Source organism: Agrobacterium sp. GW821-FHT02D03, assembly GCF_059421725.1.
Window position 1 is genome coordinate 2,334,355 of sequence record NZ_JBWKVN010000001.1, and the last position, 22,309, is coordinate 2,356,663.

Sequence of the window (22,309 nt, forward strand, 5' to 3'; positions counted from 1 at the left end):
AACACAAGATGACAGTGCAGTGCAGCATAATTGCGGCATGGGCATGCCACGCACGGCTAAACGCCCGCAGCGAGCGCGGGCGTCGATTTCTGCAGGTTAGGTCCAAAAACCCTTATCAGAACTCTACCCAGTCCTGCTTGACGGCTGCATTGCCGGAGAAGGCGGTTGCAAGCTTGCGGCCAAGCGCGCGGGCGGGTGACGCTGCCGGACGCTCCGCAGGCGTTGCGGATCGGATCGGTGCCTCGAAGGTGGCAGACAGTTTGAACTGACCGAGAAGCTGGTTCAGCGATGAGGCTTCGCGGGCAAGACCATGGCTGGCTGCCGTCGTCTCTTCCACCATCGCCGCATTCTTCTGCGTGTCCTGGTCCATCTGGTTCACAGCCGTGTTGATCTGCTGCAGACCGGAGGACTGCTCCTGTGCCGCTTCCACGATCGCCATGACGTGACGGTTGATCTCCTGCACTTCGGCCACGATGGTTTCCAGCGCACGGCCGGTTTCACCGACAAGCTCAACGCCTTCCTGAACCTGGGTGTTGGAGGTGGAGATCAGACCCTTGATGTCCTTGGCGGCACTGGCAGAACGCTGTGCCAGTTCACGCACTTCCTGGGCAACGACGGCAAAGCCCTTGCCTGCTTCACCGGCACGGGCAGCTTCGACACCGGCATTGAGTGCCAGAAGGTTGGTCTGGAAGGCGATCTCATCGATGACGCTGATGATGTTGGAAATCTCACCCGACGACTTCTCGATCCGCTCCATGGCAACGACAGCCTTGCGAACGACTTCACCCGACTGCTCGGCACCGGTGCGGGCCTTGGCAACCAGATGACCGGCTTCCTGGGCGCGACGGGTGGAGTCCTTCACCGTGGTGGTGATTTCTTCCAGTGCCGCTGCGGTTTCTTCGACCGAGGCTGCCTGTTGTTCGGTGCGCTTGGCAAGATCGTCTGCCGCGGCACGGATTTCGTTCGCACCGGCATCGATGCCACGGGCATTCTCGGCCACGCGAGTCAGAGCCGACTGGAGCTTTTCTGCAGAAGCGTTGAAGTTCTCACGAACCGTATCAAGATGGGCAACGAAAGGCTGGCTGATACGGTAAGAGACATCGCCATCCGACAGGCGTGACAATCCGTTGGCGAGATTGTCGACGGCAAACTGCGTGTCTGCGGCTTCCCTGGCCTTCTGTTCGTCGCGGGCAATGCGCTCCTTCTCCGACAGGCTGCGATTGGCATCTGCTTCCTGTTCGAGACGGATGCGCTCAAGGGCATTCTCGCGGAAGACGGCAACGGCCTGCGCCATCTGACCAACCTCATCCTTGCGAGCAATGCCGTCGATCTCTTCGCGCGTCTCGCCACCGGCGAGAGAGACCATGCGTGTGGAAAGCCTTTCGATGGGCGCCGTGATGCCCCTCGATACAAAGAAGAGGGCTGCGCCGATGAAAGCCAGAAAGGCCAGGCAGATACCAAGCAACGAATTGGTGATGGTCCTGGTCGCGTCCGCGGACAAAAGCTGCACACCTTTTACGGTCTCCGCAGCCTTGGCGTTATTCCACACCCTGAGGTCTTCGCGATAATCGATCACCAGGGGACCGATCTTTCCTATCTCGACGCGTGCCGCATCGAGATTGCCCGACTTGATACGATCGATCGAGACATTGGCCAGATCGATGATTTCCTTGCCTCTTTGAATGAACTTGCCGACTTCCACGCTGATGGAAGGATCGAGCCGCCTGGCGTCTTCCATTCGCTTGATAAACAATTCGGTGTCGTTTCGGTACAAGGTCTCGATTGGGCTTGTATCGCCACCCATCACCGTGATGCGCAGGATCTCGTTGACGGCAAAACCCACACCGACAACCGCGGTAGACGCTCTGAACACGCTCGTAGAAGCGGCAGCGTTATGGTCGAAAAAGCCGACGTAAGCCTTGTCTGCCTGCTTGTAACTATAGGCCAGGACACCAGCGCCAGCCATGCCGACAGCGGCAATCGGGAGAAGGATCGCCAGGATCTTGTAACGAATTTTAATATTATCAAGGAAGGTCATATTGTCTCGCAGAACTGAAAAATAACAAGAAAAAGCTCGGATACCCTCCTCGAATCCAGCATGCAAGTTCTTGCCACAATACTTTGCACCGTCATGGAGCAAGTGTGGTTGAGACAATAAATTAGGGACCTTGGCCTTTAAAATTGATTAAATAGCAACGGAATCCGCATCCTCAAGGCGAGAAAAATTAACCGGATCCAGCATTCTAAAGCTCTAATGTAACTTTAAATTGCAAATTAAGATGCCTCCGCCAGCGCCTCCGCCATCTGCAGATCGACCGACACCAGCTGCGAGACGCCCTGCTCCGCCATGGTGACGCCGAAGAGGCGATCCATTCGGGCCATGGTGATCGGGTTGTGAGTGATGATGACGAAACGGGTTTCGGTAGAGGCCGCCATTTCATCCATCAGGTTGCAATAGCGCTCGACATTATGGTCATCAAGCGGCGCATCCACCTCGTCCAGCACGCAGATGGGGGCCGGATTTGTGAGGAAGACGGCGAAGATCAGCGCCATTGCGGTCAAAGCCTGCTCGCCGCCGGACAAGAGCGTCATGGTCTGCGGCTTCTTGCCCGGTGGGCGGGCCAGAATTTCCAGCCCCGCTTCGAGCGGATCGTCGGACTCGATCAGTTGCAGCTCCGCCGTGCCGCCGCCAAAGAGATGGGTGAAGAGCCGCTGGAACTGGGTGTTGACCACATCGAATGCAGCGACCAGACGCTCACGACCCTCGCGGTTGAGATTTTGAATACCAGCACGCAGCTTCCTGACGGCATCGATAATGTCGTCGCGCTCCTTGATGAGGGCGGCAAGCTTGGCGGAGAGTTCCGCCTGCTCCTCATCAGCTCGCAGATTGACCGCGCCCAGACGTTCACGCTCGATCTTCAACCGGTCGAGATCGCGCTCAACATCGCGCACTTCCGGCAGCGGCGCTCCCGGTGGCAGTCCGGTGAGACGCAGCGCCATATGGGGTTCGACGTTCAAAGCCTCGCGAATGCGGTGCTCGCTTTCCTGCCGCTTCTCGCGGGCGGACACCAGTCGCTCTTCAGCGCGGCCACGCTTTTCGCGCGCTTCCGCCAGTTCGGAGAGCGCCGTCGCGGCAGCCCGGTCCGCATCCCGCTGGAGATTTTCGGCCTCGACCAGACGGTCTGCCGCGGCACGGCGCGCCTCCTCCATCTTCTGCAATTCGCTCAGCAGGTTGCGGCGCTTCTCGTCGAATTCCTCAGGCGCAATATCGAGTTCCGCCAGCTCTTCGCGCGCTTCCTCCTCGCGCTCGCGCAGCGTGGCGATGTGGTCCGCAGCACTTGCGGCGCGGGCGGCCCAGGTGGCGCGCTCCTGTGCAATGGCGTTGATTCGGCGCTGGCGCGCGTCGGCCTCCCGGCTCAAGCCTTCATGGCGCGCGCGTGCTTCTGCCAGAAGGCTGCGATCGGTTGCGACCTCAAGCTGGCTGTCGCGCAAGCGTTCATCGAGGCTGGAGAGATCTGCACTGTCTTCGAGCTCGATCCGGGCATTCTCTTCCTGAACCGCAATCTCCTCGATCTGGCCGCCGATCTGGTTGAGAGCCTCGGAGACGACATCGCGACGGCGAAGGAGATCGCCAGAGGCGCGCTCCGCCATGGAGAGCGCATCACGCGCTTCGGTCAGTTGGCGGGCGGCAAGACGACTGCGCTCGCGCGCTTCATTCAGGCCAGCCTCCGCCATGCGGATCGCATCCGTCGAAACAGAAAGCCGCTCCTGCGCCTCTTCCAGCACGAACCGGGCTTCATCGATTTCGCTTTCTATCTCCGCAAGGCGGTTCTTCTGTGCCAGCCGAAGGGCCGCACTTCCCGGTGCGTCGGCGCTTGCCACGTGACCGTCCCAGCGAAACAGCGCGCCCTCTTTCGTGACCAGGCGCTGGCCGGGCCTCAGGAGCGGCATCAGTCGCTGCCCTTCTTCGACGCTCGCAACGATGCCGATCTGGCGAAGACTACGCTTCAAGGCGTCGGGGCCGGAGACGTGCGATATCAAAGAGGAAAGGCCCTGTGGCAGGGTGGGATCGTCTGCGCCTTCTCCATTCGCTGTCCAATAGGCGGGAGCGGTTCGATCCAGAGGGCTTTCCAGATCGTCGCCGAGGGCTGCACCGAGGGCTGCCTCGAAACCGCGATCCACCTTGAGTTCGTCCGCCACTGGCGTGAAGGAGCCGGACGCAGCACCGGCGGCCAGCATTTTGGCGATGGTACGTGCTTCGGTCTCCAGCGCGTTGAGGCGATTGCGGGCCATGTCGACGGGTCCGCGTGCCAAAGCCTCGGCTGAACGGGACTCAGCCACCGCCGTCTCGGCATCCTCGGCTGCAATCAGCGCGTCTTCCGCCGCAATTTCCGCCGCTTCCACGCTTTCGCGTTTTTCGGCGGGATCAGGCAGTTCGGCCAGCTTGTCATCGATCGTTTCGATTTCGGAAGCAGCCTCGGAAGACTGGCGTTCCAGACGCAACTTGCGGTCGGCAAGGTCACGAATGGAGCGTTCGAGCTGAGCGCGAGACGCCGCAGCCTCCGCACGTTCTGCCGTCAGCGCGGCAAACACCCGCTCGCTTTCGGAAAGCTTGGCCGCAGCCTCCTCGAAAGCCTCTCGCGTTTCCTCGGCGTAGCGACCCGAATCGGCCAGGATGTCGAGAAGCTCGGCTTCTTCCGTATCAAGGCGAGAGAGAATGTCGGCATTGTCAGAAACGAGCCGCTCTTCGCGCTGAATATCCTCGCCAAGTTGCGAAAGGCGGCGCGCCAGTTCATCGCGGCGGCGCAGCAGACGGTTGGCCTCGTCATCCAACTGGGTGCGGGCGATCTGCAATCTTTGCAAAGCGGCGGCGACCCTCGCTTCATTCTCGCGCAGTTCGGGAAGCTTGACGCTGGCGACGCCCTGCTCTTTTGCCGCTTCCATCTGCCGCTGCGCCTTTTCGGCAACCAGATTGGTGGCGATGTTCAGTGCGTTGTCGGCTTCGCGCTCTGCCTCGCTGGCATCCACCCAGCGGATATGCAGAAGGGTGGCTTCTCGCGCGCGGATATCGGCAGAGAGCATCTTGAAGCGGTTGGCCTGACGGGCCTGGCGCTTCAGGCTCTCAATCTGGCTTTCCAGCTGTGCCGTTACATCTTCGAGCCGTTCCAGATTGGTTTCGGCGGCACGCAGGCGCAGTTCCGCCTCATGGCGGCGCGAATGCAGGCCGGATATGCCCGCCGCCTCTTCCAGCAATTGCCGGCGCGCCTGCGGCTTGGCATTGATCAACTCGCCGATGCGTCCCTGCCCCACCATGGAGGGCGAGCGTGCGCCGGTGGAGGCATCGGCAAACAGAAGCTGAACATCCTTGGCGCGGGCTTCCTTGCCGTTGATGCGATAGACCGAGCCGTTCTCGCGCTCGATGCGGCGCGTCACCTGGATTTCGTCTGCATCGTTGAAGGCTGCGGGCGCGGTGCGATCGGAATTATCGAGATAAAGGCCGACTTCTGCGGTATTGCGCGCAGGGCGATTGCCGGAGCCGGAGAAGATCACGTCATCCATGCCGGATGCGCGCATGTTCTTGTAGGAGTTCTCGCCCATCACCCAGCGAAGCGCTTCGACCAGATTGGACTTGCCGCAGCCGTTCGGTCCGACAACACCGGTCAGGCCTGGCTCGATGATGAATTCCGAAGGTTCCACGAAGGACTTGAAACCGAGCAGGCGCAGCTTGTTGAACTTCATGCCGCTGCCTCGGCCTGCCGGCGGCAAGACATCAAAACGGGCGCGCGGAAATCTCCGGCGCCCGTCAGAATGCGGTGGCGTTGATTAGAGAAGTTTGTCGATAAGGGCCGACATGGTTTCAACCGACATGTCTCCAGAGTACTTCTTGCCGTTGATGATGAAGGTCGGCGTGGAGTTTACGCCGAATTCCGTTGCGCCGCGCTGCATCGTTGCGTTCACATCATCCAGAAGTTTCTGGTTCGTCAAGCAGGCCTCGAAGCTCTCCTGTGAAAAACCGGCCATTTTCGACATTTGCAGCAGTGCTGCGCGGGCATCCTGCGCGGTCGCCCAGCTCTGCTGCTGCTTGAACAGCATGGAGACGAAGGGGAAATACTGCTGTTCAGGCGCGCAACGGGCCAGCATGAAGGCGGCGGCAGCGCGCGGATCGAACGGGAACTCGCGGATGATGAAGTAAACCTTGCCGGTGTCGATGTACTTCTTCTTGATCTCGTCAAACACTGTGTTGTGGAAATGCGCGCAGTGCGGGCAGGTCATCGACATATATTCGACGATCTTCACAGGCGCGTTCGCATCGCCAAGAGCACGATCCGGCAATGCACCGGGCTTCAGCACCGCGGCCATGTCGACATCACCGGAGGACTCCGGGACATCCTGTGCAAAGGCGCTGCCTGCAAGCATCGGCATTGCGGCCACGACGGAGGCCATGGCAACAGTGCCGAGAAGAGCGCGGCGGGTGAGGTTCAGTTCTGGGAAATGCATGGAAGCACCTGTTTGTGAAAGACGCAAATGTCTATGATTCCGATATAGCCACACATCGTTTCCAACAAGCGGCGCGTTCACCTGTTCTTGTCAAAGAATTGTGACCAGTCAAGGACTGTTCTTTGCAGTTTCCTGCTTCACAGTGTCCGACCCTTGGTCCGCTTTTGCATAACAGCCGTCCCAAGCCGCGCTACCGCTTTGCGCAGCGCTTCGCTTTCTATCCCCTGCATCATGTCGTCGAGCCGCTTTGCGGCCTCACCTCGCAATGGTTGCGGCTTTCGCCGGCGGGTGGACGCCGTCGACACCGGCTTTTGCACGATGCGGATTTGACGGACTGCAGGAAAACCGAAGAAGCCATTGATCCGGGCAATCAACTCACCCTGCGCATGGGTCAGAAAAAGCGCGCGTGCGCCTTCACAGGCAATCGTCAGAACACCCGCCTGATAACCGCCGCGATCCGGCCCCTCGTCGCGACGCGGCCAGGTGATCTTTTCGGGACGGGTGCAATCGGCAAAATCATCGCCGGCGATCTCGTCCCAGGAACTGAGAAGTGCCGTGCTGATTCCGGCTCTCTTTGCTAAAACGGGATCGATGATGCCGTTTGCAACTTCGGCAATCTGAAGGACACCTTTACGGGGCTGTCGCATGGTCACACAACTCTGAACTCGCGGCTTGATCGGGCGAAGCGTATGGACCAAGTATAGGACGTTTCCATCTCAATTGGAAACGCCATCAGCCAAATCGGAACAGACTGCACATATGCTTCATAAAATCGAAGGGCCGGCCTACGCGCAGTTGTTGCTTGCGTGGTATGATCGCCATCACCGCGACCTGCCGTGGCGCACCTCCCCGTCCATGGCGGCAAAAGGCCTGCGGGCCAATCCCTATCATGTCTGGCTGTCCGAAGTGATGCTGCAGCAGACGACGGTGCAGGCGGTGAAGCCTTACTTCACCAAGTTTCTGGCGGCATGGCCGACGGTCAACGATCTGGCGGCGGCGCCCACCGAGGACGTCATGGCTGCATGGGCGGGCCTTGGTTATTATGCTCGAGCACGAAACTTGAAGAAATGCGCCGAAGCGGTTGCTCATCAGCATGGCGGTAAGTTCCCCGACACGGAGGACGGATTGAGAGCGCTTCCGGGTATCGGCGATTATACCGCAGCGGCGGTGGCTGCCATCGCCTTCAACCGACAAGCCGCGGTTATGGATGGCAATGTGGAGCGGGTGATCTCGCGCCTGTTCCTGATCGATTCGCCGCTGCCCGGCTCGAAGCCTTTGATGAAAGCCCGCGTCGCGGAGATTACGCCAAACGACCGACCGGGCGATTTTGCCCAGGCGATGATGGATCTTGGCGCGACGATCTGTACGCCGAAGCGCCCCGCCTGCGCACTCTGTCCGTTCAACGACCATTGTCTGGCACTGGCGCAGGATGAACCGGAGCGGCTTCCGGTCAAAGCCAAGAAGAAGGACAAGCCGGTGCGGGTGGGCGCAGCCTTCGTTGCGGTCAACGACGAGGGTGAAATCTTGCTGCGGCGGCGCATCGATAGCGGCCTGCTCGGTGGCATGACGGAGGTGCCAACGACGGCCTGGACCGCGCGTCTGGATGGGGGAACGGAAAAAGCGCATGCGCCTTTTGACGCGGACTGGGAGCCGGCCGGCACCATCGTGCATGTCTTCACCCATTTTGAACTCAGACTATCGATCTACCGGGCGAAAGTCGGAAACGACGTCAAAGCCGATGACGGATGGTGGGAGCCGGTCACAAATCTTGATGCCCAGGCACTGCCGACGGTGATGAAAAAGGCGATCTCTCAGGCTATTCCATTGGCGTTTGCGGCAAGGGCCGAAAAAACGCAGCAGTCTTCGAGAAGTAGGAAAGTTTCATGAGCAAGATCAATCATATTGTTTTCGATATCGGCAAGGTTCTCATTCATTACGATCCGCATATTCCCTATAGTCGCCTGATCCCTGACGATGCCGAACGCGCCTGGTTCTTCGAGAATGTCTGCACCCATGACTGGAATCTGGAGCAGGATCGCGGTCGCAAATGGGCGGATGCCGAAGCCCTGCTGCTGGAAAACCATCCCGACCGGGAGGAGCATATCCGCGCCTTCCGCAAACATTGGCACGAGATGGTCTCCCACTCCTATGACGATTCCGTCGCCATCCTCAAAGGTCTGATCGATAGCGGCCATGACGTTACGATGCTGACAAACTTTGCCTCTGACACCTTCCGCGAGGCGCAGAAGATGTATCCGTTCCTGACGCTTTCCCGTGGCGTGACGGTCTCAGGCGATGTCGGTCTGATCAAGCCGGATGTTGCGATCTACAAGCTGCATGCCGAGACCTTCGGTCTCGATCCTGAGACCAGCATCTTCATCGACGATTCGGTTGCCAATGTGGACGGCGCGAAGGAAGCCGGCTGGCAGGCTGTGCATTTCACCGATGCGGAAAAGCTGAAGGCCGATCTCGAAGGCTACGGCATCAAGGTTTGAGAATTCCTGGCGCAGGCGGGAATGGCGGTCCCCATCCTGCGCCAGTCCAGCCGCGAACGGCCAGATCTGAAGAATCGTCAAACAGGGAAGCATCCGTCTTCTTGGCTTTGCGCATCTGTTTGATGCGCCAGCGGCTCGCCCTCGTCCCTTGGCGAGATTGATTAAGGCGGCTTACTTGCTCCAGGCTTGCCAGGCAATTGAAATATTTTGGGAAAATTCTTTATCCAAAAGAACTCACAACAAGGCCCGGCGTCCAGTGGACGCCGGGCCTTGCTTCTTCTTCATCCGGGACTGAAGGTACTAAACCAGATGAAGCCTGTGGCGAAAGCAACATAAGGCGGTGGATCGCAGATTAGCCGGCTTTAGCCAATTCCGTACGGATAACGCTTCTTAGATCATCGATCGGCTTCAGAGCATCGCCATCCTGATAGTGCCAGAAGGTCCAGCCATTGCACGCATCGAGACCCTGCACCTTGGCACCCAGGCGATGGATAGAACCTGCGTCGCCGCCGGACGACACGGTGCCGTCGGCACGAATGATCGCGGTATAACGGCGCTTGGCATCCGTCAGGACCTGACCGGGGCGCACGAGGCCGCTTTCGAGGAGAACATTGAAGGCGACCCGCGGCTCGGCCTTCTTACCGGTCATCACCGTCAGCTCCGCCTTGCCGAGCGGCTCGACCGCAGCGATTCGCGCGGATGCCGCATCGATGTAATCCTGCTCGCGCTCGATGCCGACGAAATGGCGGCCAAGACGCTTTGCCACCGCACCGGTCGTGCCGGAGCCGAAGAACGGATCGAGCACCACATCACCGGGCTTGGTCGAAGCCATGATGATACGCGCCAGCAGAGCTTCCGGCTTCTGGGTCGGATGAATCTTCTTGCCGTCATCGCCCTTCAGCCGCTCGGAGCCGCTGCAGATCGGAAACAGCCAGTCGGAGCGCATCTGCACGTCGTCATTCGACGCTTTCAGCGCTTCGTAATTGAAGGTGTAGCTTTTAGCCTTGGCGTCGCGGCTCGCCCAGATCATCGTCTCATGGGCGTTCTGGAAACGTCGACCCTTGAAGTTCGGCATGGGGTTGGTCTTGCGCCAGACGATATCGTTCAGGATCCAGAAGTTCATGTCCTGAAGGATGGAGCCGACGCGGAAGATGTTGTGATAGGAGCCGATGACCCAGATGGTGCCATTCGGCTTCAAGACGCGGCGGCAGGCCAGCAACCAGGCGCGGGTAAAGGCATCATAGGCCTCGAAAGAGGCGAACTGGTCCCACTCGTCATCCACCGCATCCACCAGTGACTGATCCGGACGATGCAGCGTGCCGCCAAGCTGGAGATTGTAGGGCGGATCGGCAAAGATCGCATCGACCGACTGGCTCGGCAGCGCCTCGAGAGCGGCGACGCAGTCACCCTTGATGATGCTGTCCTTCCAGGCGTCGCTCTCGCCTGCAAGATCAAAACCGGCGCGCCGAAAATCGGCCAGTGGAAACACTGATGCCATGGGTACTCGCTCCATACGCTTACTCAACTGAACTGGCCTTATGGTTACCGAAGATGGTTATCAAAGGCTGAACGAGTGAAAGAAAGTTCCGGGTTAAGTGCATAAAAATGCGAGAAAATAGATTATCGAGGTTCAGGCGCGAGATCGGCAAGCGGAAGCGGCCGCAGCTACGGGATGATGAGGCCCCCACAATAGTGAAGTGCATAGGCTTCCTCACCACCCACCATGATCACCTCACGCCCGTGGAAATGGCGGGCGTCCCCCTCGCTCCTGTCGATGTAGGTCCCGTATTCACCCGTCCATTCGAAACCACCGAGGAACCGACCGGCTCGATACATCGTGGACAGAGCGGCCTTAATCGTGGATCCGGCTCGCTCTCCATCGATCAAATCCGGACGGATGATGAAGCCGTAATAGTTCATCGCCCAATAGGGTGTGCGCCTGAGCCAGAGAACCTCCTGCCCAATGAAGTTCGTACCGCCGAAATAGCTGTCGCGGTACTCCCACTCAGCATCAGACCAGATGAGGTCTTGGGAGCCTCGCCTACTTGCCTCTGCCTTCGCTCCACCTCCGACATAACAGGCCGCTTTTGCACGCACGATGACATCATTGAGGTTGTCCACGGCAGTCTCCCTTAAAAGAACATATAGTGAACAAAACGCATTTTTCGTCAAGACGAAAACCCATCTTCACGTTGCAGAAACGGCTAATGGAACCGGATTTTATTTTTAACGTTTTGATTTAGGAATTTTCCACACTGGCGGTATTATGGTGCCAGTGACGGGTGCAGGGGTTAAGTTACAAAATGCGCATAGCTTTGATGATCGCCGCGACGCTTTATGCCAGCGCCGCCTTCTCGCAGCAGCCTGCACCGCAGGCTCCAAAGCCACAAGTGAATGTGCGCACGGACGCCGTCATGTTCAAAGGCGGCCCCTCGCTTGGCGATAGCGACAAGGTCCGATGGGACTTCTACAAGGCGGACAGCACGGGCGGCCGCAGCGACGACAATGTCGGCGGTGCCTATGATGCGACCTTCGAGGAGAAAATTCCGCCGGGCAAATATGTCGCGGTCGCCGCACTCGGCAATATCACCCGTGAGATCGCTTTCGAGGTCAAGGACGGCGCCGTCGCCGAGCTTGCGGTCGATTTCGAAGCAGCCCAACTCACCCTCGTGCCGAAGCGCAGCCCCGATAGCAAGGAGGCCGAGCCGCTTGCGCGCGTAACGGTAACGCAGGACGCGTTCAGCGACAGTGTCTATGGACCGAAAGAACTCTTCGTGCCGGCCGGCGAGTTGAAGCTCGAGGGCCGCATCGGTCCGGCGGTTGCAGAGGAAACGATCACTGTCAAAGCCGGCGACACCGTTAGCCATGATGTCATCATTCCAAGCGGCGTGGTCGTAACGAATGCCGTCTACAAAGAAGGCGGTCGCCAGGTCGAGACCGATAGCATTCGCTTCGAGGCGCTGGCAGACACGCAAACACTGGACGGCACGCGCACGACGATCACCGGCACCTATGGCCCCGGCAAGATCATGCAGATGCCGGCTGGAAACTTCATCATGAGAGCGAAGCTCGGCAAAGTCACCGTCGAGAAGCCCTTCAGCGTGACCGCGGGTCAGCGCACCGATCTCAGCATCGATCTCGATGCAGGCGTGCTGGTTGTCTCAGCGCCTCAGGCGGAGCGGATCGACATTGTCGAAACCACCAAGGACTTGCAGGGCACGCAGAAGGAAATTTCCGGTCGCTACGGCACGACGCACCAGGAGACGCTTCACCCCGGCACCTATGCTGTGAAAGTGACCTACGACAAGACGGCCAATCGCGATCCGAAGGAAGTCAGCGCCACGGTGACGGCATCGGAGCGCACCGAGATCAACATCACCGATTGATTTTTGAAAGCCGCGCTCGAGCTTAGCCGACGATGGCGAAGGCGTCGCGCGTGGATCCCGTTGGCGTGCGCACGGCCGTCCGGCCAATCCACTGCACGTGGCCGTGGAGGATGCGGATGGCCTCTTCGGCCCGCTCGCCGCGAAGTGCGTCGATGATAGCACGATGATCGGTGTCTGTGCGGCGCTCCCAGCCCGCACGCCAGGCGGAGAACAGGAAGCGGGCGCTGGCTGCATGCAGTCCGTCAATCGCTTCCATCAATCGAGGCATGTTGCAGGGTGCGGTGATCAGCCGGTGAAAGCGTCGGTTTGCCTCTTCCCATCGGCGAACGTCCTGCGCATCGTCACCTTCATGCGTCGCGGCTTCCGCCTCATCGAGAATAGCCGTAGTCAGGTTGGGGATGGCGTTGCGGAGCGCCAGCACTTCAAGCGCCGCACGCATTTCCGCGACCTCTCGCACATCTGCAAGGCCGAAATCGGCCACGCGGACGCCTCGGCGCGGAATGCTGACGGCAAGGCCTTGCGCTTCCAGCCGACGAAAGGCTTCCCGCACCGGCACATGCGAGGCACCGAATTCCTCCGCAATATGATCCTGCCGCAGCCTTTCGCCAGGCGCAAATTCGCCGCGCACAATACGCTCGGCGAGCGTGCGGCTGATCTTGGCGGCAATCGTATCATCCGGCTTGGCTTTTGGAATCTTGACCATGACCTGACATAGGGCGAGGTTGGAGAATTGTCGAGCGATGCGATAAGCCGCAACCTCCCCTGCATTCCGACCGGTTGAGCTTGTGCCTCAATTGGTCTAAAAGCCGCCAACCCCATCCCATTCCTTCATCGACATCAAGGGAGCGCATATGAGCGGCTTCGACCTTATCATTTTCGACTGCGACGGCGTTCTGGTCGATTCGGAAATCATCGCTGCGCAGGTCGAATCCCGCCTGTTGACGGAGGCCGGCTACCCGATCTCCGTTGAGGAAATGGGCGAGCGCTTCTCCGGCATGACCTGGAAGAACATCCTGCTTGAGGTTGAGCGCGAGGCAAGCATTCCGATTTCGGCCACGCTGCTCGAAAAATCCGAAAAGCTTCTGGATGCCCGCCTGGCGCGCGACGTCAAAGTCATCGAAGGCGTGAAGTTCGCGCTGTCGCGGCTGACGACACAGCGCTGCATCTGCTCGAATTCGTCCAGCGCCCGGCTCGACATGATGCTGACCAAGGTCGGCCTCAAGCCCTATTTCGAAAGCCATGTCTATTCCGCAAAAGATCTCGGCGCAGACCGCGTCAAGCCGAAGCCGGACATCTTCCTTCACGGCGCCAAGCAATTCGCCGTCTCGCCCGACAGGGTGGTGGTGATCGAGGATTCCGTCCACGGCATTACCGGCGCGCGGGCGGCCGGCATGCGCGTCATCGGCTTTACCGGCGCATCGCATAGCTATCCAAGCCATGCGGACAAGCTGACCGATGCGGGCGCCGAAACCGTCATTTCCCGCATGCAGGATCTGCCGGCAACGATCGCGGCACTGTCCGAGTGGGCGATCTGAACCCATCAAAAAAGCCGGACCGCGTAAGGCGATCCGGCTTCGATAAAAATTTTTCGGCAGTCGGGTCTGATCTCAGCCCCTGCGACCGCCCTTTTTGCCGCTGGCCTTTGCGCCACCTTCATCAAACGAAATGAAGACATTGGTCTGCTTCGACGCGCCGCCCGGGCCATTCGGAATGGCAACGTTCGGGTTGTTGAAGATGAACTGGGTGCCTGCCGTACCTGCCGGAACATCGACGCCAAGGCTGGTGACCTGCGAGAAGATTTCGCCATCGCCATCCTTGACCGTCACGCGGATTGGCAGATTGACCCGGCCTGGCTTGGAGAGAGGCCCTGGAACCACACGGCCTTGCGCGAAGACGTTTACGGTCAGCGTGGAGTCGTTCATGCTGCATGAGCGCGTGGTGTCCGACAAGGACGCCTGATAGACGAGCTTGCTCGGATCACCCTTGGCTCCGGCATAGACCTGATGGACGGCGTTGGTATCGAGCACAGTAATGGGTGGGCAGTTCGCCTGCACGACGGGGGCGGTTGCGGCCTGCGCAGCCGGCGGATTGACCGCCAGCGAGTCCGACGGATTGGAAGAATTGCAACCCGCAAGCATGGCAAGCAGCGATGCTGCGGCGGATAAACGCAAAATAGTCCCTGTCACTGTGTTCCACCCTCTAAAACAATTCCGCAACAGGCCGGAGATGCTATTTATTGGCCTTCCTTGCCTGTCGGCGATGGTCTATAGCAGCGGCGCCGGAAAAAATCGATGGTTGCATTCGGATTTGCGCCATTTTTGCAAAATGGACGAGATTCCTGCACGAAGCGGTTCCTACGGCTTGACTGGTGACGACGACGAAGGACGATTTCCGTGAAATATGTTTCGACCAGGGGCAGCGCCCCTTCGCTTGGTTTCTCCGATGCGCTGCTGGCTGGCCTGGCGCGCGATGGCGGCCTCTATGTTCCAAGCGAATGGCCGACGATGAAGAAGAAGGAAATTCGCGCCCTTCGAGGCAAGACCTACCAGGAGGTCGCTTTCGAAGTTCTCTATCGCTTCACCGGCGGCGAAATTCCGGAGAAGGATTTCCGCTCGATGATCGATGAGGCCTATGCGACCTTCCGTCATCCGGCGGTCGCCCCTCTGGTCCAGACTGGACCGAACAGCTTCATCCTCGAGCTTTTCCACGGCACGACGCTCGCGTTCAAGGACGTCGCGATGCAGCTCCTCGCCCGCCTGATGGATTACACGCTCGCCGAACGCGGGCAACGTGCGACGATCGTCGGCGCGACATCTGGTGATACGGGCGGCGCGGCGATCGATGCCTTTGCCGGTCGCGACCGGACCGACATCTTCATCCTGTTCCCGCATGGCAAGGTGTCGCCGGTGCAGCAGCGGCAGATGACCAGCTCCACTGCTTCGAACGTGCATGCGCTTGCTGTCAACGGCAACTTCGACGACTGCCAGAACCTCGTCAAGGACATGTTCAATGACGCGAAATTCCGCGACAGCGTCAAGCTTTCCGGCGTCAACTCGATCAACTGGGCGCGCATCATGGCGCAGGTGGTCTATTACTTTACGGCTGCGATTTCGCTGGGTGCGCCGGACCGCAAGGTCTCCTTCACGGTGCCGACCGGGAATTTCGGCGATATTTTTGCTGGCTATGTGGCCAAGCAGATGGGCCTGCCGATCGACAAGCTGGTGATTGCCACCAATGACAACGATATCCTTGCCCGCACGCTGAAGACGGGTCGTTACGAGATGCGCGGCGTTCAGGCCACTACCTCGCCATCCATGGATATCCAGATTTCGTCGAACTTCGAACGTCTGCTGTTCGAAGCCTATGATCGCGAACCAAACGAGATCAAGCGCTCGATGGATGGTTTGAAGCAATCTGGCGCCTTCCAGATTTCCGAAGCAGCCATGAAGATGATCAAGCGCGACTTCCGCGCAGGTCGCGCGACCGAAAAGCAGGTCGCGGCGACCATTCGCGACACGCTGAGCGAGACCGGCTATCTGCTCGATCCGCACACGGCAACGGCAGTCTACGTGGCGAAAAAGTACGAAAAAACAAACAGTCCGATGGTCGTTCTTTCGACCGCGCATCCGGCGAAATTCCCTGACGCCGTAAAATCCGCTTGCGCAATCGATCCTGCCCTACCAGTATGGCTTGCTGATCTTATGAACCGGGAGGAGCGTTTCGACGTCCTGGAAGCAGAGCTTGAGGCCGTGGAAACTTTCATCGGCAAGCATGCTCGCGCCAAGGACTGACCAACGCGGAAAGACGTGGAAATGAATGTGAACGTAACCCGGCTTTCGTCCGGGTTGACAGTCGTCACCGAAAGAATGCCTCACCTCGAAAGCGTTGCTCTCGGCGTGTGGATAAAATCAGGTTCGCGCAACGAGACGGATGACGAGCACGGCATCGCGCATCTGCTCGAGCATATGGCGTTCAAGGGTACGGCGCGCCGTACCGCCCGGCAGATCGCCGAGGAGATCGAGAATGTCGGCGGCGAAGTCAACGCCGCGACATCCACCGAGACAACATCCTATTATGCCCGCGTGCTGAAGGATCACGTTCCGCTGGCGGTCGACATCCTTGCCGATATCCTGACCGAGTCCGCTTTCGACGAGGCGGAACTGGAACGCGAAAAGAATGTCATCCTGCAGGAAATCGGTGCTGCCACCGATACACCCGATGACGTCGTTTTCGACAATTTTTCCGGCGTCGCCTATCGCGGCCAGATGATCGGCCGTCCGATCCTTGGCACACCGGACACGGTGCAGTCCTTCACCACCGCGCAGATCCGTCATTACCTCGGCCGAAACTACACGACGGACCGGATCTTCGTCGTCGCGGCCGGTGCTGTCGATCACGAAACCTTCGTCAAGCAGGTCGAGCAGCGCTTTTCCAGCCTGCCGCAGAAGCCAGAAGCCACGCCGATCATCGAGAAAGCCATCTATACCGGTGGCGAAATCCGCGAGACGCGCGATCTGATGGATGCGCAGATTCTGCTGGGCTTCGAGGGCAAGGCTTACCACGCCCGTGACTTCTACTGCTCGCAGATTCTCGCAAACATTCTCGGCGGCGGCATGTCGTCTCGCCTCTTCCAGGAAGTGCGCGAATATCGCGGTCTCTGCTATTCGGTCTATGCCTTCCATTGGGGTTTTTCCGATACAGGCATTTTCGGCATTCATGCAGCAACCGGCAGCAGCGATCTGGCGGAACTGGTTCCGGTCATCACCGAGGAACTGCGCAAGTCGTCCGAGGTCATCCATCAGGAAGAAATCGACCGCGCTCGCGCCCAGATCCGCGCGCAGCTGCTAATGGGCCAGGAAAGCCCGGCAGCGCGTGCCGGTCAGATCGCTCGCCAGATGATGCTCTACGGTCGTCCGATCCCCAATGACGAGATGATGACGCGTCTTGGAGACATCACCCGTGAGCGCTTGACCGATCTTGCAGGGCGTCTGTTTTTCGATAAAGTTCCGACCTTGTCGGCAATCGGCCCCCTGGAAAATCTCGCGCCGCTGTCTGACATCACGGCGGGGCTTTCCGCGGCGCCATCCATGAAGATAACGGCAAACGGCTGACGGCAGAGACTGATCCGCAGCATGGTGTTGGATGACTAGATGCTGCGTTTTCTCTCCCGCAACAGCGATACGCCGGAACTTCGCAACGCACATTATCTGCTGAGACTGCCGCGATATTCGGATTACCGGCAGTGGCACAGGCTGCGCTCGGACAGCCGCAGCTTTCTTCAGCCATGGGAGCCGACCTGGCGCAGCGACGAACTGACCGAAAGCTCGTTTCGGGTGCGCGTGACCCGCAACAATCAGGAATTTTCCTCCGGCACGGCCGTGTCGCTTCTGCTGTTCCTTGCGGATGGAACGCTGATTGGCGGCATCACCATCGGGTACATCCGCAGGGGTGCGGCGCAGAGCTGTATGATCGGATATTGGATGGGTGAAGCCCATGCGCGTCACGGCCATATGTCTGCCGCATTAAAACTGGTAATACCCTATATCTTCAATGGACTTCAGTTGCACCGTATTGAGGCAGCCTGTATTCCAGACAACTTCAAAAGCATCCGGCTGCTCGAAAATGCCGGCTTTCAGCGGGAAGGCCTCTTGCGCGAATATCTGAAAATAAACGGCGAGTGGCGGGACCACGTCATGTTTTCGCTGATTGCCGATAAAAACGGTTCCGGCAGGACTGAGCGAGATTGATGACATATATGAGCCTCGTGTCGCGCCTGTTGAAACATCTACCGGCGAAAGCATGTGCCACGGCGCTGTTGTTCTTCTGCGCCATCTTCTCCAGCCAGGCTCTTGCCTTCGAGCCGGTCAAGATTTCCCGTGACGACAACGCGCTTGATCTGACCGCCACCACCGATATCTACGCCAACCAGGGCGAGGCCTTCCAGGTTTCGACTGCCCCCGGGCCGGACGGTATTCGCCGGCGTATCGAAGTGCGCGCAAGCTCTCCCGCCCACCAGGGCGATTGGGCGGTCTTTGCGCTTGCCAACGTCTCGGAAGAACAGCTTGAGCGCGTTATCGTCGCGCCGCACTTTCGTCTCGTCAACTCCAAGCTCTTCTGGCCCGATCTCGGCTCTCAGCGCATCATTGCCATCACCCCGAGCGAAGGCTTCGCTCTGGATCGCCAACCGAGCCCCGATGCCGACGTCTTCCGCATCACGCTGAATCCGGGCGCTGTCATCACGTTTGTGGCTGAGCTTTCCACGCCGCAACTGCCGCAGCTCTATCTTTGGGAGCCGGAAGCCTACAAGGACACGATCAACGCCTTTACGCTGTACCGCGGCATCGTGCTCGGGATTGCCGGTCTTCTTGCCGTTCTTCTCACCATCCTTTTCGTCGTCAAGGGAACCTCGGTTCTGCCTGCTTCGGCAGCACTCGCCTGGGCGGTTCTTGCCTATATCTGCGTGGATTTCGGCTTCCTCGAAAAGCTGATCACCGTGACCTCAAGCGACGAGCGAATGTGGAGGGCGGGCGCCGAAGTGGCGCTCGCCTCCAGCTTCGTGGTCTTTCTGTTCACCTATCTGAATTTGAACCGATGGCACGCGCATCTGGGTTACGCGACATTCGCATGGATCATCGGGCTGGGCGCTCTCTTCGGCGTGGCAATCTACGACCCGTCCATTGCGTCCGGTATCGCGCGTGTCTCCTTCGCGTTGACGGCGACTGTCGGGATCGTGCTGATCATCTATCTCGGCTTCAACCGCTACGACCGCGCCATTCTGCTTGTGCCGTCCTGGGCGTTGATCCTGGTCTGGCTCTTCGGCGGCTGGCTGACGGTCACCGGACAGCTGGACAATGACATCATTCAGCCGGCACTTGGCGGCGGTCTCGTTCTGATCGTGCTCTTGATCGGCTTTACCGTCATTCAGCATGCCTTCGCCGGAAGTGCGTACCAGCAGGGCCTGTTCTCCGACCTCGAGCGGCAGTCGCTGGCGCTCACCGGTAGCGGCGATACGGTGTGGGACTGGGACGTGACGCGTGACCGCATCGTCACCACGCCGGACGTCTCGATCAAGCTTGGGCTGCATCCTGGCACCATGCATGGTGCTGCGCGCAACTGGCTGCCTCGCCTGCACCCGGACGACCGCGACCGGTTCAAGGCAACGCTCGACGTGTTGCTGGATCATCGCAAGGGGCGGCTGAATCATGAGTTCCGCATTCGCGCCGAAGACGGCCACTTTCACTGGCTACAGATTCGCGCGCGTCCGGTTCTCGGCTCCAACGGCGAAATCATCCGCTGCGTCGGCACCATCACTGACATCACGGAACAGAAGAATTCTGTCGAGCGCCTGTTGCAGGACGCGCTGAACGACAATCTGACCGGCCTTCCGAACCGTCAGGTCTTCCTCGACCGTCTGCAATCCATGTTGAACCTGGCGCCAGATGGCGACACGGTTCGCCCCACGGTAATGGCGATCGATATCGACCGCTACAAGCTTGTGAACGATACGCTTGGGATTGCTGCAGGCGACAACATCCTGATTGCGTTGACACGCCGGTTGCGCCGTCTTCTGAAACCGCAAGATACACTGGCCCGTCTTGGCGGCGATGAATTTGGCCTGATCCTCGTCTCGGAGCGCGACCCACAGCGCGTGGCAGACTTTGCCGATGCGGTGAACAAGGCCATCATGGTGCCGATCAATTTCGCCAATCGCGAGATCATTCTGACGGCTTCGATCGGCCTCGTCTCCTGGATCGACCAGCAGGAAAGTGCTGCCGGTTTGCTGAGCGACGCAGAACTTGCCATGTATCGCGCCAAGCGCGCTGGAGGCAACCGCGTCGAGCCGTTCCGGCCTGCCTTCCGCACCTCCGGCACAGACCGTTTGCAGATGGAAAGCGATCTGCGCCGCGCGCTTGAACGCAAGGAGCTCACGCTTGCCTATCAGCCGATCGTCAAGCTGGACAATGGCGATCTTGCCGGCTTTGAAGCGCTGATGCGGTGGGAGCATCCCAAGCGCGGCAATATCCCGCCAAGCGAGTTCATTCCGATTGCCGAGGCCTCCGGCCTTATCGAGCCGCTCGGCATGTTTGCACTGGAGCGGGCGGCGAACGATCTGATGGATTGGCAACATGCCATCGACAAGCTGCCGATCTTCATCTCCGTCAACATCTCCAGCGCGCAGTTGCTGAACAACGAACTCTACAATGACGTTCGCAGCATGCTGCAGCGGACGCGCTGCAATCCGCAGCAGCTGAAGCTGGAGCTGACGGAATCGATCGTCATGGAAAATCCTGAGCAAGCGCGGCTTGTGCTGGCGAAGCTCAAGGAGACGGGCCTCAGCCTCGCGCTCGACGATTTCGGCACGGGTTACTCGTCGCTCGCTTATCTTACCCGCTTCCCCTTCGACACCATCAAGCTCGACAAGGCACTCATCGCCAATACCAGCGATAAGCGGAATGTGCTGCTCCGCTCGATCATCGCCATGGCGCGCGCGCTAGAAATGCAGGTGGTGGCGGAAGGCATCGAAACGCCTGAGGATGCAGCAGAGCTTGCCCGCATGAATTGTCATTACGGGCAAAGCTTCCTTTTCGGGACGCCGGATACTCCGGAAGCCGCTCTTCGCCTGTTACGCGAGCGCTTTCAAGTCTTCAAACGCGCCTGATTACTCTGCAGCCTGCGGCTGAAAAGCTTGGTTGTTTGAGGCTGGCGCCGGTGCGTTGAGGTCAGAGTTCGCCGGAACTTTACCATGCACAAGGTCATGGATGAATTGCAGCTTCTCGACCACGGCGGGCGTCAGCACGAAGGGGTAGAGATCGGCTTCACCCATGCTGCGTTGCATGGAGTTCAACGCGACGCTGAGAGGCACCCAGGCATTGACGAGACGCTGTGCACTGCGAGCACGGTAGGGGTCGAACGCCACTTCGGTGGCCATGTCTTCATGGCCTTCCGGTTCGATGGCAATGCCGAAGGCATGGGCCGTTTCAAGCGTATCGACGATGTGAAGATAGTGGGCGAAGCACTCTGCAAAGTCTTCCCACGGATGAACCGAGGCATAGGAGCTGATATAGATTTCCTGCCAGCCCGGCTTCGGCCCCTCTTCGTAATTTCGTTTCAGTGCCTCGCCATAATCTTCACGTTCATCACCGAAAGCGGCGCGGAACGCTTCGAGACGGCCGGCATCACGGACCAGCTTGTTCCAGATGAAGTGCCCGACCTCGTGGCGGAAATGGCCAAGCATGGTGCGGTAGGGCTCGTTCATATTGGCACGAACCTGCTCACGCGTCACATCATCCGCTTCGGCCGCGCGGATGGCAATGAGGCCCTCGTCATGGCCCGTCATGGCGGGGATCACTGATCCGTCCGCAGCAATCTCGTCCACCAGGAAGTCGAACACCAGCCCGCCCTGCGGATCGGCATCGCGGTTCGGGTGGGGCAGGTTAAAGCGCAGCATGGAGTAGAAGAGATGCCGCTGCGCCTGACTAAGGCGTCGCCACTGTTCAATGCCGTCCTGGGTGGAGGTATCCGGAACAAGACGGTTATGGTTACAGGCGGGGCAGAAAGGCGTTTCGCTGTCGGCTGGGACTGCCCAGTTGCAGATGTCGTTGACTTCATTTGCGCAGAAGCGGACCTGATGATCCGGCTTCGATACCAGCGTCCAGAGTGGGTCGCCGGCCGGATCCAACGCTTCCATTGAAAGCGTCTCCGGTACGAAAGCTAACCTATGGCCGCACCGAACACAGGAGCGGTTGTCGAAGTGAACGGGCTGTCCGCAGGCAGCACACGAGAAAAGTTGCATCCCTATCTCCTGGGCATCACGATTGATTGGGAAATTGACTGCGCAAGCGAAGAGCGCATGTGTCGGATTTCAACACATGCGCTCTGTGACCTTTGAGGTCATTCAGGTGCGGCCTCCTCACTGAGAGGAAACGCGGC

General features: G+C 59.3%; 17 protein-coding genes. 8 read left to right on the forward strand and 9 right to left on the reverse strand.

The genetic code is table 11. The features are described 5' to 3' along the window. Positions 1 to 115: 115 nt before the first annotated feature. From AC07U5_RS11165 to AC07U5_RS11180, 4 genes are all read right to left on the reverse strand, one after another. Positions 116 to 2,038: a methyl-accepting chemotaxis protein gene (locus AC07U5_RS11165; RefSeq protein ID WP_494723023.1), complete on the reverse strand. Its 1,923-nt coding sequence runs from the start codon at positions 2,036 to 2,038 to the stop codon at positions 116 to 118. A gap of 236 nt (positions 2,039 to 2,274) precedes the next feature. Continuing rightward, on the reverse strand, positions 2,275 to 5,739 hold the full coding sequence (gene smc, locus AC07U5_RS11170) for a chromosome segregation protein SMC (protein WP_494723024.1): 3,465 nt from the start codon (positions 5,737 to 5,739) through the stop codon (positions 2,275 to 2,277). Between the two features lie 84 nt (positions 5,740 to 5,823). Further along, positions 5,824 to 6,498: a DsbA family protein gene (locus AC07U5_RS11175; protein WP_494723025.1), complete on the reverse strand. Its 675-nt coding sequence runs from the start codon at positions 6,496 to 6,498 to the stop codon at positions 5,824 to 5,826. 137 nt (positions 6,499 to 6,635) lie between these two features. Continuing rightward, the gene (locus tag AC07U5_RS11180; protein WP_494723026.1) at positions 6,636 to 7,145 is read right to left on the reverse strand and encodes a DUF721 domain-containing protein; all 510 of its coding nucleotides are present in this window, start codon (positions 7,143 to 7,145) and stop codon (positions 6,636 to 6,638) included. A 112-nt stretch (positions 7,146 to 7,257) separates the two neighbouring features. Between AC07U5_RS11180 and mutY the strand changes: the two genes are divergently transcribed. Together mutY and AC07U5_RS11190 are read left to right on the forward strand one after the other, a co-directional pair. Beyond that, positions 7,258 to 8,385, forward strand: a complete 1,128-nt coding sequence (gene mutY, locus AC07U5_RS11185; RefSeq protein WP_494723027.1) for an A/G-specific adenine glycosylase — start codon at positions 7,258 to 7,260, stop codon at positions 8,383 to 8,385. Continuing rightward, positions 8,382 to 8,993, forward strand: a complete 612-nt coding sequence (locus tag AC07U5_RS11190) for an HAD family hydrolase (protein WP_130977804.1) — start codon at positions 8,382 to 8,384, stop codon at positions 8,991 to 8,993. The genes mutY and AC07U5_RS11190 overlap by 4 nt, the downstream gene beginning before the upstream one ends. 352 nt (positions 8,994 to 9,345) lie before the next feature. Here the strand turns inward: AC07U5_RS11190 and AC07U5_RS11195 are convergent, their stop codons facing one another. Both AC07U5_RS11195 and AC07U5_RS11200 read right to left on the reverse strand, forming a co-directional pair. Continuing rightward, a complete protein-coding gene (locus tag AC07U5_RS11195; RefSeq protein WP_111847586.1) occupies positions 9,346 to 10,491 on the reverse strand; it encodes a site-specific DNA-methyltransferase in 1,146 nt (381 codons plus the stop codon). Between the two features lie 167 nt (positions 10,492 to 10,658). Then, positions 10,659 to 11,114 carry a DUF5680 domain-containing protein gene (locus AC07U5_RS11200; RefSeq protein WP_494723028.1) on the reverse strand — a complete coding sequence of 152 codons (456 nt, stop codon included), beginning with the start codon at positions 11,112 to 11,114 and terminating at the stop codon, positions 10,659 to 10,661. A gap of 182 nt (positions 11,115 to 11,296) precedes the next feature. Between AC07U5_RS11200 and AC07U5_RS11205 the strand changes: the two genes are divergently transcribed. Further along, positions 11,297 to 12,379, forward strand: coding sequence for a hypothetical protein (locus AC07U5_RS11205; RefSeq protein ID WP_494723029.1), 1,083 nt, complete (start codon positions 11,297 to 11,299; stop codon positions 12,377 to 12,379). 22 nt (positions 12,380 to 12,401) lie between these two features. Here AC07U5_RS11205 and AC07U5_RS11210 read toward each other — a convergent pair whose 3' ends face one another. Further along, positions 12,402 to 13,082 (reverse strand): GntR family transcriptional regulator, encoded by a 681-nt coding sequence (locus AC07U5_RS11210; protein ID WP_062438366.1) that lies wholly within the window; start codon positions 13,080 to 13,082, stop codon positions 12,402 to 12,404. A gap of 148 nt (positions 13,083 to 13,230) precedes the next feature. Between AC07U5_RS11210 and AC07U5_RS11215 the strand changes: the two genes are divergently transcribed. Beyond that, positions 13,231 to 13,914: an HAD family hydrolase gene (locus tag AC07U5_RS11215; protein WP_062599469.1), complete on the forward strand. Its 684-nt coding sequence runs from the start codon at positions 13,231 to 13,233 to the stop codon at positions 13,912 to 13,914. A 72-nt stretch (positions 13,915 to 13,986) separates the two neighbouring features. Here AC07U5_RS11215 and AC07U5_RS11220 read toward each other — a convergent pair whose 3' ends face one another. Next, positions 13,987 to 14,517: a PilZ domain-containing protein gene (locus tag AC07U5_RS11220; protein WP_494723293.1), complete on the reverse strand. Its 531-nt coding sequence runs from the start codon at positions 14,515 to 14,517 to the stop codon at positions 13,987 to 13,989. Positions 14,518 to 14,772: 255 nt separating this feature from the next. On the opposite strand from AC07U5_RS11220, the gene thrC reads away from it, so the two are divergent. From thrC to AC07U5_RS11240, 4 genes are read left to right on the forward strand one after another with little or no spacing between them, the layout of a single operon-like run. Continuing rightward, positions 14,773 to 16,170 (forward strand): threonine synthase, encoded by a 1,398-nt coding sequence (gene thrC, locus AC07U5_RS11225; protein ID WP_494723030.1) that lies wholly within the window; start codon positions 14,773 to 14,775, stop codon positions 16,168 to 16,170. Between the two features lie 21 nt (positions 16,171 to 16,191). Next, positions 16,192 to 17,490: a M16 family metallopeptidase gene (locus tag AC07U5_RS11230; RefSeq protein WP_494723031.1), complete on the forward strand. Its 1,299-nt coding sequence runs from the start codon at positions 16,192 to 16,194 to the stop codon at positions 17,488 to 17,490. A gap of 39 nt (positions 17,491 to 17,529) precedes the next feature. Next, the gene (locus AC07U5_RS11235) at positions 17,530 to 18,126 is read left to right on the forward strand and encodes a GNAT family N-acetyltransferase (protein WP_062425874.1); all 597 of its coding nucleotides are present in this window, start codon (positions 17,530 to 17,532) and stop codon (positions 18,124 to 18,126) included. Then, a complete protein-coding gene (locus AC07U5_RS11240) occupies positions 18,126 to 21,038 on the forward strand; it encodes a sensor domain-containing phosphodiesterase (RefSeq protein WP_062599464.1) in 2,913 nt (970 codons plus the stop codon). Before AC07U5_RS11235 ends, AC07U5_RS11240 begins: the two co-directional genes overlap by 1 nt. Here the strand turns inward: AC07U5_RS11240 and AC07U5_RS11245 are convergent, their stop codons facing one another. Next, complete coding sequence (locus AC07U5_RS11245; RefSeq protein WP_494723032.1) at positions 21,039 to 22,172, reverse strand: zinc-binding metallopeptidase family protein; 1,134 nt, start codon at positions 22,170 to 22,172, stop codon at positions 21,039 to 21,041. Positions 22,173 to 22,309 lie beyond the last annotated feature (137 nt).